The sequence below is a fragment of the Streptomyces rishiriensis genome (assembly GCF_003112535.1).
Classification (GTDB): Bacteria; Actinomycetota; Actinomycetes; order Streptomycetales; family Streptomycetaceae; genus Streptomyces; species Streptomyces rishiriensis.
Genome location: NZ_BEWA01000012.1, coordinates 268053 through 282879 on the forward strand (window position 1 = coordinate 268053; position 14827 = coordinate 282879).

The following is a 14827-nucleotide window of genomic DNA, read 5'->3' on the forward strand; positions in this document are numbered from 1 at the left end:
CCGTGGAGGTCAAGATCGGCGTGCTGCACGCGCCTCGCGAGATCGTTCTGGAGAGCGGTCAGACTCCCGAGGAGGTCGAGCGCGTGGTGGCCGAGGCCCTGGCCGGGAAGTCGCAGCTGCTCAGCCTCGTGGACCAGCACGGCCGCAAGGTCCTGGTTCCGGCCGACCGTCTGGCCTACGTCGAGCTGGGCGAGCCTGCCCCGCGCAAGGTGGGCTTCGGCGCTCTGTAGGCGAACGAACGCAGGAGGGCCCGGCGACCGAGCGGTCGCCGGGCCCTCCTGCGTTCACGCCACGGACAGCGCACTGGTCCCCTCGCGAAGGAGGATTGCATTTCGCAGGTCACGGGTATGACGGGCTACGACCACGTGCACAGCCCCGCCGCCCGGGAGGGACCTGAATGATCTTGGAAGCGCTCGGCTCCACTGTGCTCGGCGTCGTGCTCGCGTGGGCGGCGGTCACCCGCCTCTCCCACCGCCTGCCGGTCCGCACCCTCGTCTACGCGACGGGCGTCGCGGGAGCCCTGTTCGGCGACTTCGTCACCCACAGCGCGCTCGGCCCCGGATCCGCTCTGCCGAGCCTCCTCGGCGCGGCGATCGTCTCCGCCGCCTCGCTCTCGCTCCTGCTGCGCCCCGCGGGCCTGCGGCGGCGACGATCAGCGCCGGCGTAGCCCCGACGCCGGTCCATGAGCCCACCGGTCCATGAGGGCGCCGCCGGGCGGGGAGCGCGCCGGGGCGGGGAGCGCGTAAAGCTCCCCGAACCCACGACGCCGGTCCCACGACGCCGGTCCCACGACGCCGGCCGACAGGGACACCGTCCGCCGGCGCGGCAACCGCCCGGTGAGCGCGGTTCCTAGGCCGCCAGCCCCAGTGCCGCCATCCGCTTGGTGTGCGCCTCGGTGATCCGGGAGAACATCCGGCCCACCTCGGCGAGGTCGAAGCCGTCCGCCACCCCGCCCACCAGCATCGTCGACAGCGCGTCACGGTCCGCGACCACCCGCTGGGACTGCGACAGGGCCTCGCCCATCAGCCGACGCGCCCACAGCGCGAGCCGCCCGCCCACCCGCGGGTCCGCGTCGATCGCCCCTCGCACCCGGTCCACGGCGAAGCCGGCGTGGCCGGTGTCGTCGAGGACCGCCAGCACCAGGCCGCGCGTGTCGCTGTCCAGCCGGGCCGCGACCTCCCGGTAGAAGTCACTGGCGATCGAGTCGCCGACGTACGCCTTGACCAGGCCCTCCAGCCAGTCCGACGGGGCCGTCTGCTTGTGGAAGCCGTCCAGCGCGGCGACGAACGGCTGCATCGCCAGCGTCGGCCCCTCACCGATCTCCGTGAGCCGGTCGCGCAGCCGCTCGAAATGGTGGAACTCGGCCGACGCCATCTTCGCCAGCTCCGCCTTGTCGTCCAGCGTGGGCGCCAGCTTGGCGTCCTCCGCGAGCCGCTCGAACGCCGCCAGCTCGCCGTACGCCAGCGCACCCAGCAAGTCCACGACGGCGGCCCGGTACTGCGGGTCGGCGGCGGCCGTCGCCCAGCCCTGGGCGGCGATCCCGGTTGCGGCGGCGGTGTTCTCGGGCTTGTCAGAGGTCGTCATGAAGCGCACAATAGCCCGCTCCCCGCGCGGTGGAAGTCCCTGGTCAGTCAGTGTGACAACGAAGACGTAAGGGACCGGCCCCGGCACTGTGACAACCACAACGTGACCGAATCGGCCATCGCGTGTGCACGATTCCGGGGTATGGTGGTAATGCGCCTGCCGAATATTCGACGGGCCGCACGTATGAGGATGCCCGGTCGGTGGCCCGATCGGCTCCGACCCGACAGCCCTCATGGCTCGTACGGCACATTGCGTACGCCGGCCAGAGGGACACCCTCCAGCGGTACGAGCGCTAGAGCGTCGGCAGAGGTCCCGTGCCGAACGGCTTGCCCTTCACGGCTCGCCCGTAAGGCCGCCGACGTCCCCGGCACGGTCCGTCAAAGACCCCCCGCGCTCGCCTCGCACCGCGCACACAGAAGAGGCAGCACCCTGACTACGACGTTTCGAGAGCTCGGGATCCTTTCCGAGACCGCCGAGGCCCTGGAGGCCGTCGGCATCACCACCGCTTTCCCCATCCAGGAGATGACGCTCCCCGTGGCCCTGTCGGGCTCCGACGTCATCGGACAGGCCAAGACCGGCACCGGCAAGACGCTGGGCTTCGGCCTCCCGCTCCTCGAGCGCGTGACGGTCCCCGCCGACGTCGAGGCCGGCCGCGCCGCGCCCGAGTCCCTCACGGACGCGCCGCAGGCGCTCGTCGTCGTCCCCACGCGCGAGCTCTGCACGCAGGTCACCAACGACCTGCTGACCGCCGGCAAGGTCCGCAACGTGCGCGTCCTCGCCATCTACGGCGGCCGCGCCTACGAGCCGCAGGTCGAGGCCCTGAAGAAGGGCGTCGACGTCGTCGTCGGCACCCCGGGCCGGCTGCTGGACCTCGCGGGCCAGCGCAAGCTCGACCTCAAGCACATCAGGTCGCTCGTCCTCGACGAGGCAGACGAGATGCTCGACCTGGGCTTCCTGCCCGACGTCGAGAAGATCATCAACATGCTTCCGGCGAAGCGCCAGACCATGCTGTTCTCGGCGACCATGCCGGGTGCGGTCATCGGTCTCGCGCGCCGCTACATGTCGCAGCCCACGCACATCAACGCCACGTCGCCCGACGACGCGGGCCGCACCGTGGCGAACACCAAGCAGCACGTGTATCGCGCGCACAACATGGACAAGCCCGAGATGGTCGCGCGCATCCTGCAGGCCGAGGGCCGCGGCCTGGTCATGGTGTTCTGCCGTACCAAGCGCACGGCGGCCGACCTCGCCGACCAGCTCCAGCAGCGCGGCTTCGCCTCCGGCGCGGTCCACGGCGACCTCGGCCAGGGCGCCCGCGAGCAGGCCCTGCGCGCCTTCCGCAACGGCAAGGTCGACGTCCTCGTCTGCACCGACGTCGCCGCCCGCGGCATCGACGTCGAGGGCGTCACCCACGTCATCAACTACCAGTCCCCCGAGGACGAGAAGACGTACCTGCACCGCATCGGCCGCACCGGCCGCGCGGGCGCCAAGGGCATCGCGATCACCCTGGTCGACTGGGACGACATCCCGCGCTGGCAGCTCATCAACAAGGCGCTGGAGCTCGACTTCAGCGACCCGCCGGAGACGTACTCCACCTCCCCGCACTTCTACGAGGAGCTCGGCATCCCGGCCGGCACCAAGGGCATCCTGCCGCGCGCGGAGCGCACCCGCGCCGGGCTCGACGCCGAGGAGCTCGAGGACCTGGGCGAGCCGGGCGGCCGCAACGCACGCGGTCGCAGCGACCGGGGCGGCCGCGATCGCGGCGGCCGCGGTGACCGGGGCGGCCGGAGCGAGTCGCGTTCGGGCGAGCGGCCCGCGGAGCGCTCCGACGAGCGCGAGCGTTCGGCGCGCACGCCGCGCCGTCGCCGCCGTACGCGCAACGGCTCCCCCCTCGACGCGACGGCCGCACCCACCGGGACCGCCGCCGTCGAGCAGGCTCTGCCGGCCGAGCAGACGCCCGTGGCGGAGGAGGCGGCCGGTCCGCGCACCCCGCGCCGCCGTCGTCGTACCCGCAACGGGTCCGCGCCGGAGATCGCCGCGACGACCGCGACGACCGTGACGAGTGCCGCCGACCCCGTCGCCGAGGCCGCCGTGGCCGCCGTGGCGACGGTGGAGAGCCCCGCCCTGGACACCGTGAGCGCCCCCGCGCAGGACGCGACGGAGGGTTCGGCCACGCCGCGCCGCCGCCGCACCCGCAAGAGCGCCGAGGCCGCGCCCGCCACCGTGACGGAGCCGGCGACCTCCGAGGCCCCCGCGGCCCCCGCGGCCCCCGCGGCCGAGGCCGTCGTCGACACGGCCGAGGCCGTGGAGAGCACGCAGACCAAGCCGCGCCGCCGGACCCGCAAGGCGACGGCTGCGGCCGAGACCGAGGCAGTCGCCGCGGTCGAGGCAGTCGAGGCTCCGGCAGCCGAGGTCAAGCCGCGTCGCACGCGCAAGGCAGCGGTCACGGCCCCGGCACCCGCCGAGGTCGCGGCCGAGGTCGCCGTCGACACGGCGGAGGGCACGGAGACCACGCCGCGCCGCCGCGCCACCCGCAAGGCGGCCCAGCCCGAGACGACGGCCACCACCGCCGAGATCCCGGTCCAGGCCACCCAGGAAGCGGCACCCGCCAAGCCGCGCCGCACCCGCAAGACCGCCGCCACCGCCCCGGCACCCGCCGAGGCCGAAGCCGCGGCCGAGGTCGCCGTCGACACGGCGGAGGGCACGGAGACCACGCCACGCCGCCGCGCCACCCGCAAGGCCGCCGTGGACGCGGCCGAGGCCGTCGAGGCCAAGCCGCGCCGCACCCGCAAGACCGCGGCGGCGACCGCGGTCACCGCGCAGGCCGCGGACGCCGTCGAGGCCGAGGCCAAGCCGCGCCGCGCCCGTAAGGCAGCCGCGGCTCCGGCCGAGGCCGCGGTCGACACGGCGGAGGGCACGGAAGCCAAGCCGCGCCGCACGCGCAAGACCGCCGCCGCGGCCGTCAAGGCGACGGAGGCGGAGGCCGAGCCGGTCGCCGAGGCCGTCGTGGCCAGGCCGCGCCGGGCCCGCAAGACGGCGGCCGCCGCGGAGAGCGCGGTCGACACGACCGAAGCGACCGAGGCCACGCCGCGCCGCCGGACCACCCGCAAGGCGGCCCAGCCCGAGACGACGGCCACCACCGCCGAGATCCCGGCCCAGGCCACCCAGGAAGCGGCACCCGCCAAGCCGCGCCGCACCCGCAAGACCGCCGCCACCGCCCCGGCACCCGCCGAGGCCGAAGCCGCGGCCGAGGCGAAGCCCCGGGTGCGCCGCGCCCGCAAGGCGACGGCCGCAGCGGAGCCCGCGGACAGCTGAGCGAACGGCATGACCAGACGGCCCGGTCCCTCCTCGTGAGGGGCCGGGCCGTCGGCGTTCCCCGGAGCGGGTCCCGGCGAGGGCGCGTCGCGGACCCTGCCGGTAGCCTCGGCACGTGACCAGGCCGAGCATCGCCACTCCCTTCCCGCCGCCGCCCGGCGCGCGCGCGTACGCGCTGCGGACCGAGCGCGGTGAGTTCGCCGTCGTCGACGCCCCCGTGGCCGCCGGTGTCGAGCCGCGCGGCATCGCGCTGCTGCTGCCCGGCTTCACCGGGAGCAAGGAGGACTTCCACCGGCTGCACGAGCCGCTCGCGGCCCGCGGCTACCGGAGCATCGCCGTGGACGGCCGCGGCCAGAACGAGTCCGACGGCCCGGCGGAGGACGAATCACCGTACGCCCAGGAGGAGTTGGCCAGGGACGTGCTCGCGCAGGCGGCCGCCCTCGACGCTCCGGTGCATCTGGTCGGGCACTCCCTGGGCGGCCAGATCGCCCGCGCCGCCGTGCTGCTGGACCACTCCCCCTTCGTCTCGTTCACGCTCGTCTCCTCGGGCCCCGGCGAGATCTCGGAGTCCCAGAAGCAGCGGGTGAAGCTGCTGCACGACGCGCTCGCGGTGATGTCCATGCCGCAGGTGTGGACGGCGATCCTGGCGATGGGCCCGCCCGAGGAGGTCGGCGGCCCGGCCCGCGGCTTCGGCAAACTGGATCAGATGCGGTTGCGCTGGCTGAACCACAAGCCTGCCCAACTCCTCGCCACGGGACGTCAGTTGTGCGTCGAGCCGGACCGTGTCGGCGAACTGGCGGCGGTGCCGCTGCCGCTGCACGTCCTGTCGGGCGCGCGGGACGACACCTGGCCTGTGCCCCTTCTGGACGCCATGGCCGTGGACCTGCGCGCGCACCGGTCGGTCGTGCCGGGCGCCGAGCACTCGCCGAACCTGGACAAGCCGCTGCTGACGGCCCACGCACTCGCCGACTTCTGGGACCGCTGAGCCGGCGCCGCCGGCGTCGGCTGCTCTTCCGGCCCCGCGTGTTGTTCCGGCGCCGCGTGTTGTGCGGGCCCCGCGCGTTGTTCCGGCGCCGCGGGCGCGCGGGGCTAGTACTGGGTCTGCACGTGCTCCCAGAAGCCGTCGCGCAGCGCGCGCCTGAGGTCCGCCTGGCCGCGCAGGGAGTACTGCAGCATGCCCTCGGCCTCCACGAGGAGGTCCTGGTCGACGGAGCCGGGGAGATAGGGGTGGCCCGGCAGCAGCTCGGCCAGCGCCTCCCTGCCCCGCGCCGCCAGCCATTTCGCCGCGATCTGCGCGCCGACGAAGCGGACGGCCTCGCGGGTGGGGCGGCTCGCGCCGTTGGCCTCGTAGGCGGCGGTGCGCCGTGAGACGTACGGCTTGAAGAAGTCGAGGTCGAGGGTGCGCTGGCTGTCGACCTCCCAGAGCAGCGGCTCGGCCTGGTTGCGGCCGTCCGGCGCCTCGATGCCCCACAGGTGGACGCGCGCGCCGTACCCCTGGGCGGCCTCCACCGCCGAGACCAGGTCCTCGTCGCCGCCCAGCAGGGCCGCGTCGCTGATGGCGCGATGGCGGGCCAGGGACTCGAGGTCAGAGCGGATGAGCGAGTCGACGCCCTTCTGCTGGTTGTTGGCGTTGAGGTTGCCCAGCCGGACCTTGACGTCCGGCAGCTCGGCGATGGACTGCTGCTCGGCGGTGTGGATCCGGCGCCGGGCGCCGTCGTACCAGTAGACCCGCAGGAGCCGGCTGTCGGCGAAGATCGAACGGGCGCGGTCGATGAGCGCCTCGATCAGGCCCTCGGCGTCGAGGTCGAAGGCCCGGCGGTCCTCGGTCCCGGCCACGAGGCGGCCCGCCGCCGCGTACAGGTAACCCGCGTCGACGAAGATCGCGTGGGTGGAGGGCGTCTTGGCCACCTCGGCGAGCATGCGGGTGAGCAGCTCGTTCGTGCGGTCGATGCGGGCGGCGAGGGCCGGGAGGTCGTCGTTCATCGCCTCCCATTGTCCCGGTGGTCACGCTGCGAACACAACCGGTCCCGTTCAGTCTCCGTAAATACTTACTCGTTAGTAATTAGTTGTTCGAAAAATTTCTTTAGCGTAGGGAATGTTCGTAACACGCACCGCGTTGACTACTCATGTAGCAACAAGCACAGCAATCCTCCGCGAGGGGGATGACCAGACGAAGGGAGAAGCCATGCGCTTCGAAATCATGCGACTCGACGACGTCGACGGCACGCCCGTGGACAGCACCGTCGTGGACGCCGCCTCCGTCAACCGGATCGTTCAGCAGGCCGCCGCCATCGGGCAGCGGCTGTGGATCCGTCCGGCCGACACCTCGGCCTCATAACACCGGTCCCGGCAACACGGTCCCGCACAGATTTCAGAGCCCCCCACGGCACGGCCGTGGGGGGCTCTGTGTGCGCCGGGGCCGTTCAGCTCCCCCGGATCACCTGGGTGACTCCGTTGATGATCTGCTGCACGGCGATCGCGGAGAGCATCATGCCCGCGAGCCGTGTCACCAGGACCACGCCGCCGTCCTTGATGACCCGAATGATCAGCAGCGAGTAGCGCATCACCACCCACAGCACCGCGTGGATGGCGAGGATCGCCGCCCACACCGACACCTGCGCGGCGACGCTGTCGGCCTTCTGCACGGCGAGGATGACGGACACGATCGCACCCGGTCCGGCCAGCAGGGGCATGCCCAGCGGGACGAGCGCGACGTTGACGTCCTTGGTCTGCTTCGGCTCGTCGGTCTTGCCGGTGAGCAGGTCGAGCGCGATCAGCAGGAGCAGCAGGCCGCCCGCGATCATCAGCGCGGGCACCGAGACGTGCAGGTAGTCGAGGATCTGGTGGCCCAGCAGCCCGAAGACGGCGATCACACCGCCGGCCACGCAGACCGCCTGGAAGGCCATCCGCTTCTGCACCTTGCCGGGGCGTCCGGCGGTCAGCGCGAGGAAGATCGGGGTGATCCCTGGGGGATCCATGATGACGAAAAGGGTGAGGAACAGGGAGCCGAAGACGGCGACGTCGAACATCAGTGCAGGAGCCTTGCGGGGAAGAGGTCAGAAGGGGGACGCGCGGGGGTGCCTCAGGCTCCGCCGGCGCCCGGCACCGGGAACGCCCCGGTGGAGCGCCGGGTGATCTCCCCGTACACCTCGGGGTCGGTCGTGTACTCGCCGAGCTCGCACGTCTTGCGACTGCCGTGGTAGTCCGAGGAGCCGGTGACCAGCAGCCCCAGATCCTTCGCCAGCCCGCGCAGCCGGTCACGCGTGTCCGCGTCGTGGTCCATGTGGTCGACCTCGATGCCGTCGAGGCCGGCGGCGGCCAGCTCGGCGACGTCCGACTCCGGCACCGTGCGCCCCCGCTTGGCGGCGGCCGGGTGCGCGAGGACGGTGACCCCGCCCGCGCCCTTGACCAGCCGGATCGCCTCGAAGGGGTCGGTCTCGTGCTTCTCGGCGTAGGCGCGCCCGCCGTCGGCGAGCCAGTCCTGGGTGAACGCGTCGCTCACGGTGGGGACGACGCCGAGCTCGACCAGGGCGGCGGCCACATGCGGCCGCCCGACGGACCCCTCCCCCGCGATCCGCGCGACCTGCTCCCAGGTGACGGGCACGTCCAGCTCGTTCAGCTTGGCCACCATCGCGCGCGCCCGGGGCACCCGGTCGTCGCGCACCAGCTCGCGCTCGGCGAGCAGGGCGGGCTCCTCCGGGTCGAAGAGATAGGCCAGCATGTGCATGCTGACGCCGCCGATCCGGCAGGACAGCTCGGCGCCGGTCACGAGCGTGAGTCCCGACGGCAGCGCGGCGACGGCCTCGGCGTATCCACGGGTGGTGTCGTGATCGGTCAGCGCGACGACGTCCAGGCCTGCGGCGGCCGCGTTGCGGACCAGCTCCGCCGGGGTGTCCGTGCCGTCGGACGCCGTGGAGTGGCAGTGCAGATCGATGCGCACGACGCGGACTCCAGGCGGTGACGGACGGAAGGGGACGCTCCAGCATAGCCGGTCGCCAGCCCACCCCTGTCACACCTGAAACCCCCGAGCACCCCCTACACGCAGCGTCCGCCACTTCCCGGAGGAGGCCAGGGAAACCACCCGGGCAGCCCGCTCCGGCGGAGCGTTAGGGCGGAGCGTTGAGCGTTACGGCCGAGCGGCTACGACGGAGCGTTACGGCTCGAGCAGGCGCGGCGACAGCGCCCCGCAGGGCACCAGCTCGACCTCCGCACCCGCGTCCCGCAGGTCGGTCAGCACGAGTTCGTCGTACATCAGCAGTCCGGACTGCTCGGGCCAGACCACCGCCCACAGCCACAGTCCCAGGGCCTCCCCGGCGAAGACCGCGCGGTCGTCCGGGGTGGCGGAGACGTGCCAGAGGGGGGTCGGGCGGCCTGCGGCGAGCACCTTGGCCTGCGGGGGCTTCTCGACGCTCATATAGGGCCCCGGATCGGGCCCGTCGACGCCGGCGTACCGCGCGCCGAGGCCGACGCCCAGCTCCTCGGCGACCAGGATCAGCTCGCCCATGCCGCCGAGCGGACCGGGCCCGGAGCAGGCCACGACGGTGGCACGGCCCCCGCTGCGATCGTCGCCCGCGTACGTCACACCGGTGAAGAGCCAGCCGACCGGCAACGGCCACGGCATCCACACGGGCACCTGCGTGCGGTGCACGACGACGCTGAGGGCCTCGACGCTGGGCGGGATCACGGGCTGCAGCGGATGCACCGTCCCGTGCACATCGCACTGCCAGGAATCGGCGAAGAGTCCGGGAGCCCTGACCCGGCCACCACACTTCGGGCAACTGGGTTCGCCCCTCATAGGGCCCCACGGTCCTACCCGAGCCCGCCCGCGTCAAGGACGATCACCCGTCCGGACCGAATCCGGCCGAGGAGCGCCGCACCGGAAAGTTATAGATGCAACTTGCATTCATTAGGCGACCTAACTTACTGTGTGTATATACCAACCATCTACGGGACGAGGGGAACCATGGACACGTTCGACGCCGGAGCCGGAAGCATCCTGCGGCAGCCGAAGGCGGTGTGGGCGACGGCAGGCGCCTCCGTCGTGGCCTTCATGGGCATCGGCCTGGTCGATCCGATCCTGCCGTCCATCGCCCAGGGACTGAACGCCACGGCCAGTCAGGTCTCCCTGCTCTTCACCTCCTACTTCCTGATCACCGCGCTCGCGATGCTGGTCACCGGATTCGTCTCCAGCCGCATCGGCGGACGCCGAACCCTGCTGCTCGGCCTCGCCCTGGTGGTCGTGTTCGCGGGCCTCGCCGGCACCTCGGGCTCGGTCGCCGAACTCGTCGGCTTCCGGGCGGGCTGGGGACTGGGCAACGCGCTCTTCGTCTCCACCGCCCTCGCGGTGATCGTCGGCGCGGCGGCCGGCGGCAGCGCGGCGGCCATCCTGCTGTACGAGTCCGCCCTCGGCCTCGGCATGGCCTGCGGCCCCCTGCTGGGCGCGCTGCTGGGCGACGCCAGCTGGCGCTACCCGTTCTTCGGCACCGCGTTCCTGATGGCCGTCGGCTTCCTGTGCATCACGGCGTTCCTGAAGGAGCAGCCGAAGCCGGCCCGCAGGACCTCGCTGCTCGACCCGCTCAAGGCGCTCGGCCACGGCGGTCTCGCCTCCGTGGCGGCCTCGGCGTTCTTCTACAACTACACCTTCTTCACCGTGCTGGCCTTCACCCCGTTCGTGCTGAACATGACCCCCTACAAGTCGGGTGCGGTGTTCTTCGCGTGGGGCGTGCTGCTCGCCGTCTTCTCGGTGCTCGTGGCGCCGCGCCTGCAGAAGCGGTTCGGCTCGCTGAAGGTGCTCGGCGGCTCACTGGTGCTGCTCGCCGCCGACGTGCTCGCCCTCGGCTACGGCGACCACACCACGGCGGTCGTCTGCACGATCCTGTCCGGCGCGTTCATCGGCGTGAACAACACCGTCTACACCGAGTTGGCGCTCGGCGTGTCGGACGCGCCGCGCCCGGTGGCGAGCGCCGGCTACAACTTCGTGCGGTGGTTCGCGGCCGCGGCCGCGCCCTACTTCGCGCCGAAGATCGAGGAATGGAGCGACATCCACATGCCGTTCGTGGTCGCGGCGGTGACGGCGGTGCTCGGCGCGGTCGTGGTCCTCGTACGGCGCACGGCGCTGACGCACGAGGCGCGGGAACTGGAGCCGCAGCACGCCACGGAGGACGGGGTCACGGTCTTCGCGAACTGAGCCTCGCGCCCCGGCCGGGTCAACCGGCCTCTACGGGCCGCGTGTTGGTGACCTTCCTCACGGAGCCTCAGCCGAGCGGGACGGATGTCCGGGACGGATCCCGGAGGTCCGTCCCGTTCGTCAGCCAGCGCTCCTGAAGCGCCTGGGCGCCGTGGACACGCTTCCAGGCGGCCTCGTTGGGGGTCATGGGAAGCAGCGGCAGGAAACGGACCGGGTCGAGGGGCTCGTCGAGGTCGAGGTCCTCGACCAGACCGCCCGGCTCGGCGACCAGGACCGAGGTGAAGGCAGCCCCGGGCCACAACGGCCCGCCCACGTCGAGGGACGCCCCCGGAGCCACGACGACCCCCTCGACCTGCGGGGACGCCGCGAGCACGGCGAGCGGTCGGAGCACCTTGTCGGTGTCGGCGCCGCCCGGCCGGACGGACAGGAGCAGCTCGGCGCGCGGCCCCCGGACCGGATCCGCGAGCATCGCCGTGGGATCGCCCATCGGCTGCGCGGACATGCCGAGCGTGGCGTAGCGGACGACGTCGCCCTCGCGGAAGCGCAGCACCTCGACGCGGTCCGTGCCGAGGAAGGTGACCGCGGCACGGGCGTCCGGCTCGCCCAGCGCGGAACGCAGACGGGCCTCGACCAGAGGGAGAACATCAGCCATGCGGCGAGCATAGAACTCGTCTGGGCGGGGCAAAGCAGCGCCTTGACACTTCGGGCGGCTGATACTCTGGCGCGGTGGTTCGGGGCAGCACGCAGAAGCGTCGCTATCTTGCCTCGACGCAGACGAGACTCCCTTACGAGGGACCGGCTGGAGGAGGTGGGGCTGTCATGGATCGAAGTCACCCGTGCAGTACCACTCGCTCTTCCCGCCGCTGATACCGCTGCTCTGGCCTCTTCGCCTCCGGCTGGTCGCCGCCTCTCGCGCTCATCTTCATGCGGAAGAGCACGTCGTTCGTTCTTTGCCCGATCTGCCCGATCCACCCGATCTGCAGATCTCTCCGGTCTGATCCAGCAGCGAAGCTCGCCACCGCGACGGAGCGGTGCTCCCCGCTTTGTGGACGTGCCAAACCCTTTCCCAGCCCGAAGGCCGGGGAGACCCCGGTCAGGACGTCCCCATTCCGGGCAGTTCCACCCGTCGTGGCGGTCTTTCTTTGCTCGTCGCGAAGGAGCCTGCCATGTCGATGATCCGCGACCTCCGTGCCGTCGTCCGTCCCGCCCGCCCCTCCCTGCGCAAGGGGGGCGGGCGTACGGACACCGGCGCCTACGACACCACCCGCGACCCCGGAACCCCGTCGGCAGTCGTCGACTGCGCCGTCTACCGCGACGGCTCGCGCGTCGTGTTCCCGCAGGCGCCGACCCCGCAGGAGGCCATGCGCCAGGTACGGCGCGACGGCGGCTTCGTGTGGATCGGCCTGCACGAGCCGACCGAGGCCGAATTCGCCGGTATCGCCAGCGAGTTCGGACTCCACCCGCTGGCCGTGGAGGACGCGGTGCAAGCCCACCAGCGGCCCAAGCTGGAGCGCTACGACGACTCCCTCTTCACCGTCTTCAAGACCATCCACTACATCGAGCACGACCGGCTCACGGCCAACAGCGAGGTCGTGGAGACCGGTGAGGTCATGTGCTTCACCGGCAAGGACTTCTTCATCACCGTCCGGCACGGCGGCCAGGGCTCGCTGCGCGCACTGCGCCACCGCCTTCAGGACGACCCCGAGCTCCTCGCCAAGGGCCCCTCGGCGGTGCTGCACGCCATCGCCGACCACGTCGTCGACGGCTACATCGCGGTCGCGGACGCCGTGCAGGACGACATCGACGAGGTCGAGACCGAGGTGTTCTCGCCGGGCCGCAAGGGCACCCCGCGCGGCACGGACGCGAGCCGGATCTACCAACTCAAGCGCGAGGTGCTGGAGTTCAAGCGGGCGGTGTCGCCGCTGCTGCGGCCGATGCAGCTGCTGAGCGAGCGCCCGATGCGACTGGTCGACCCCGACATCCAGAAGTACTTCCGGGACGTCGCCGACCACCTCGCCCGGGTCCAGGAGCAGGTCATCGGCTTCGACGAACTGCTCAACTCGATCCTGCAGGCCAACCTCGCGCAGGCCTCCGTCGCGCAGAACGAGGACATGCGCAAGATCACGTCCTGGGCCGCCATCATCGCCGTGCCGACGATGGTGTGCGGGGTGTACGGGATGAACTTCGACTACATGCCGGAACTGCACTGGAAGTACGGCTACCCCGTGGTCATGTCGGCCATGGTGGCCCTCTGTGTGGGCATCCACCGCACGCTGAAGCGCAACGGCTGGCTGTGAGGACCTCGCCGAGGACCCGCCCGGACCTGCCCCGGATAGGCTGGGCGGCATGACAAGCGAGCTGCTCGGACAGGCCCTCGTCGACCGGACCCTCGTCGAGGAAGCGACCAAGAAGTCCGGCCTCGTCTGGGTCCGGGGCGCGGACGGGACGGCCGCGCGAGCGCTGTGGCACGTGTGGCACGAGGGCGCCGCCTGTCTGGTCGGCGACGGGCCGGGCGAGCAGCCGCTGCCGGGACTCGTCGAGGGCGGCTCGGCCGAGGTCACCGTCCGCAGCAAGGACAAGGGCGGCCGGCTGGTCACCTGGACGGCGAAGGTCGCCGAGCTCGCGCCCGGCTCCCAGGCCTGGGAGGCGGCCGTCGCCGAGCTCAAGGGCAAGCGGCTGAACGCGCCCGACGGCGAGGCCATGACCGAGCGCTGGGCGCGCGAGTGCCGGGTGCTCCGCCTGGAGCCGACGGGCGCCACCTCGCCGCTCCCGCAGGGGAGTCTCGCCGCACGGCCCGTCCCCTCGCCCGCCACCACGCGGGAGCCGGCGCCCGCCGGACTGCCGAAGCTGCTGCTGCGCAAGCGCAGACGAAAGTAGCGGCCGGATCGGCCGATCCGCGCAGCGGCCGGTCCATGGCGCGCTCAGCGGCAGGTCACGACGTCGGCAGCTGCTTGCCGTAGTCCACCGTCTCGTCCTTCGCCGGCTCCTCCAGGGCGAAGTCCTTGCCCCATGACGAGAAGCGCAGCGTCCCGGCCCCGCCCGCGCGTTCCAGCAGCAGCGGGTACGGCTTGCCCTCCAGCGAGACGTCCAGCGTGCCGCCGGAACCGCCGTCGCCGGTGATGCGGACGGTGCGCACCCCGGCCTGCTCGTGGTGGCCGTCGGTGGCCAGCGCGCCGTGCAGCGTCAGCAGACCGTCGAGGAGGAGGTCCTTGTCCGTGAACCCGCTGAACTTCTTGTACGAGGGATCGCCCGCCGGCACCTTGACGTACTTGCCGTCGAGCTTGTCGGCGGCCGCCGCGTCGGAGCCGTCGCCGGACTTGCCGTCCTCCTTCTTCCAGAACGCCGCGTCCGCCTTGAGGAACAGCTGCTCGCCCACCCGCAGCAGATGGAAGGTGGCCCCCTGCGCGGTGACCGACCCGGCGCCCCCGTCCGCCTTCAGGCTCATGTCGAGCTTGTACGTGCGCCCGCTGGTGACGACGCTGCCCGACAGCCGCACCGCGTCCACGGAGCCGGCGGCCGCCTTGGTCTTCTCCTGGATCTGCGCGGCGGACAGCTTGCCCACCCCGTTCGTGCCCGCGTCCGGATCCTCGCTGCACCCGGCCAGTCCCATGCCCACGACCAGTGCGCACACCGTGCTCACCAGCGGGGTCCGGCGAGTACGGCCCTGGGGAATCGCAGTCACAGAGAAGGCTGCCTTTCTGCGCGGGTGTGCTGAGCGGCGTACGGCAGCGTACCGGGGTC

Annotated in this window: 15 protein-coding genes; 8 read left to right on the forward strand and 7 right to left on the reverse strand. The window is 72.2% G+C overall.

Annotated elements, in window-relative coordinates; genetic code table 11:
- Window positions 1–2: 2 nt before the first annotated feature.
- Complete coding sequence (locus Sri02f_RS20485; RefSeq protein ID WP_020130831.1) at window positions 3–230, forward strand: DUF3107 domain-containing protein; 228 nt, start codon at window positions 3–5, stop codon at window positions 228–230.
- A gap of 167 nt (window positions 231–397) precedes the next feature.
- Window positions 398–667, forward strand: coding sequence for a hypothetical protein (locus tag Sri02f_RS20490; protein ID WP_109002767.1), 270 nt, complete (start codon window positions 398–400; stop codon window positions 665–667).
- A gap of 182 nt (window positions 668–849) precedes the next feature.
- On the opposite strand, the gene Sri02f_RS20495 is transcribed toward Sri02f_RS20490, so the two are convergent.
- On the reverse strand, window positions 850–1593 hold the full coding sequence (locus tag Sri02f_RS20495; RefSeq protein ID WP_109002768.1) for a ferritin-like fold-containing protein: 744 nt from the start codon (window positions 1591–1593) through the stop codon (window positions 850–852).
- 513 nt (window positions 1594–2106) lie between these two features.
- Here Sri02f_RS20495 and Sri02f_RS20500 point away from each other — a divergent pair.
- Window positions 2107–4899 (forward strand): DEAD/DEAH box helicase, encoded by a 2793-nt coding sequence (locus tag Sri02f_RS20500; RefSeq protein WP_245970705.1) that lies wholly within the window; start codon window positions 2107–2109, stop codon window positions 4897–4899.
- Window positions 4900–5014: 115 nt separating this feature from the next.
- Complete coding sequence (locus Sri02f_RS20505; RefSeq protein ID WP_109002770.1) at window positions 5015–5884, forward strand: alpha/beta fold hydrolase; 870 nt, start codon at window positions 5015–5017, stop codon at window positions 5882–5884.
- A 104-nt stretch (window positions 5885–5988) separates the two neighbouring features.
- On the opposite strand, the gene Sri02f_RS20510 is transcribed toward Sri02f_RS20505, so the two are convergent.
- Entirely contained in the window at window positions 5989–6882 is an 894-nt protein-coding gene (locus tag Sri02f_RS20510; RefSeq protein ID WP_109002771.1) for an NYN domain-containing protein, read from the reverse strand.
- A gap of 202 nt (window positions 6883–7084) precedes the next feature.
- Between Sri02f_RS20510 and Sri02f_RS20515 the strand changes: the two genes are divergently transcribed.
- The gene (locus Sri02f_RS20515) at window positions 7085–7237 is read left to right on the forward strand and encodes a DUF8834 family protein (RefSeq protein ID WP_007384531.1); all 153 of its coding nucleotides are present in this window, start codon (window positions 7085–7087) and stop codon (window positions 7235–7237) included.
- 85 nt (window positions 7238–7322) lie between these two features.
- On the opposite strand, the gene Sri02f_RS20520 is transcribed toward Sri02f_RS20515, so the two are convergent.
- The 3 genes from Sri02f_RS20520 to Sri02f_RS20530 form a co-directional block, all read right to left on the reverse strand.
- Window positions 7323–7928, reverse strand: coding sequence for a MarC family protein (locus Sri02f_RS20520; RefSeq protein ID WP_109002772.1), 606 nt, complete (start codon window positions 7926–7928; stop codon window positions 7323–7325).
- A gap of 53 nt (window positions 7929–7981) precedes the next feature.
- Entirely contained in the window at window positions 7982–8839 is an 858-nt protein-coding gene (locus tag Sri02f_RS20525) for a PHP domain-containing protein (RefSeq protein ID WP_109002773.1), read from the reverse strand.
- 213 nt (window positions 8840–9052) lie between these two features.
- The gene (locus Sri02f_RS20530) at window positions 9053–9694 is read right to left on the reverse strand and encodes a DUF6758 family protein (protein WP_109002774.1); all 642 of its coding nucleotides are present in this window, start codon (window positions 9692–9694) and stop codon (window positions 9053–9055) included.
- Between the two features lie 168 nt (window positions 9695–9862).
- Between Sri02f_RS20530 and Sri02f_RS20535 the strand changes: the two genes are divergently transcribed.
- Window positions 9863–11086 carry an MFS transporter gene (locus tag Sri02f_RS20535; protein WP_109002775.1) on the forward strand — a complete coding sequence of 408 codons (1224 nt, stop codon included), beginning with the start codon at window positions 9863–9865 and terminating at the stop codon, window positions 11084–11086.
- 67 nt (window positions 11087–11153) lie between these two features.
- On the opposite strand, the gene Sri02f_RS20540 is transcribed toward Sri02f_RS20535, so the two are convergent.
- Window positions 11154–11738: a suppressor of fused domain protein gene (locus Sri02f_RS20540; RefSeq protein WP_109002776.1), complete on the reverse strand. Its 585-nt coding sequence runs from the start codon at window positions 11736–11738 to the stop codon at window positions 11154–11156.
- A 514-nt stretch (window positions 11739–12252) separates the two neighbouring features.
- On the opposite strand from Sri02f_RS20540, the gene Sri02f_RS20550 reads away from it, so the two are divergent.
- Window positions 12253–13383, forward strand: coding sequence for a magnesium and cobalt transport protein CorA (locus Sri02f_RS20550; RefSeq protein WP_109002778.1), 1131 nt, complete (start codon window positions 12253–12255; stop codon window positions 13381–13383).
- 49 nt (window positions 13384–13432) lie between these two features.
- The gene (locus tag Sri02f_RS20555; protein WP_109002779.1) at window positions 13433–13963 is read left to right on the forward strand and encodes a hypothetical protein; all 531 of its coding nucleotides are present in this window, start codon (window positions 13433–13435) and stop codon (window positions 13961–13963) included.
- A 55-nt stretch (window positions 13964–14018) separates the two neighbouring features.
- Here Sri02f_RS20555 and Sri02f_RS20560 read toward each other — a convergent pair whose 3' ends face one another.
- A complete protein-coding gene (locus tag Sri02f_RS20560; protein ID WP_109002780.1) occupies window positions 14019–14768 on the reverse strand; it encodes a hypothetical protein in 750 nt (249 codons plus the stop codon).
- Window positions 14769–14827: the final 59 nt, after the last annotated feature.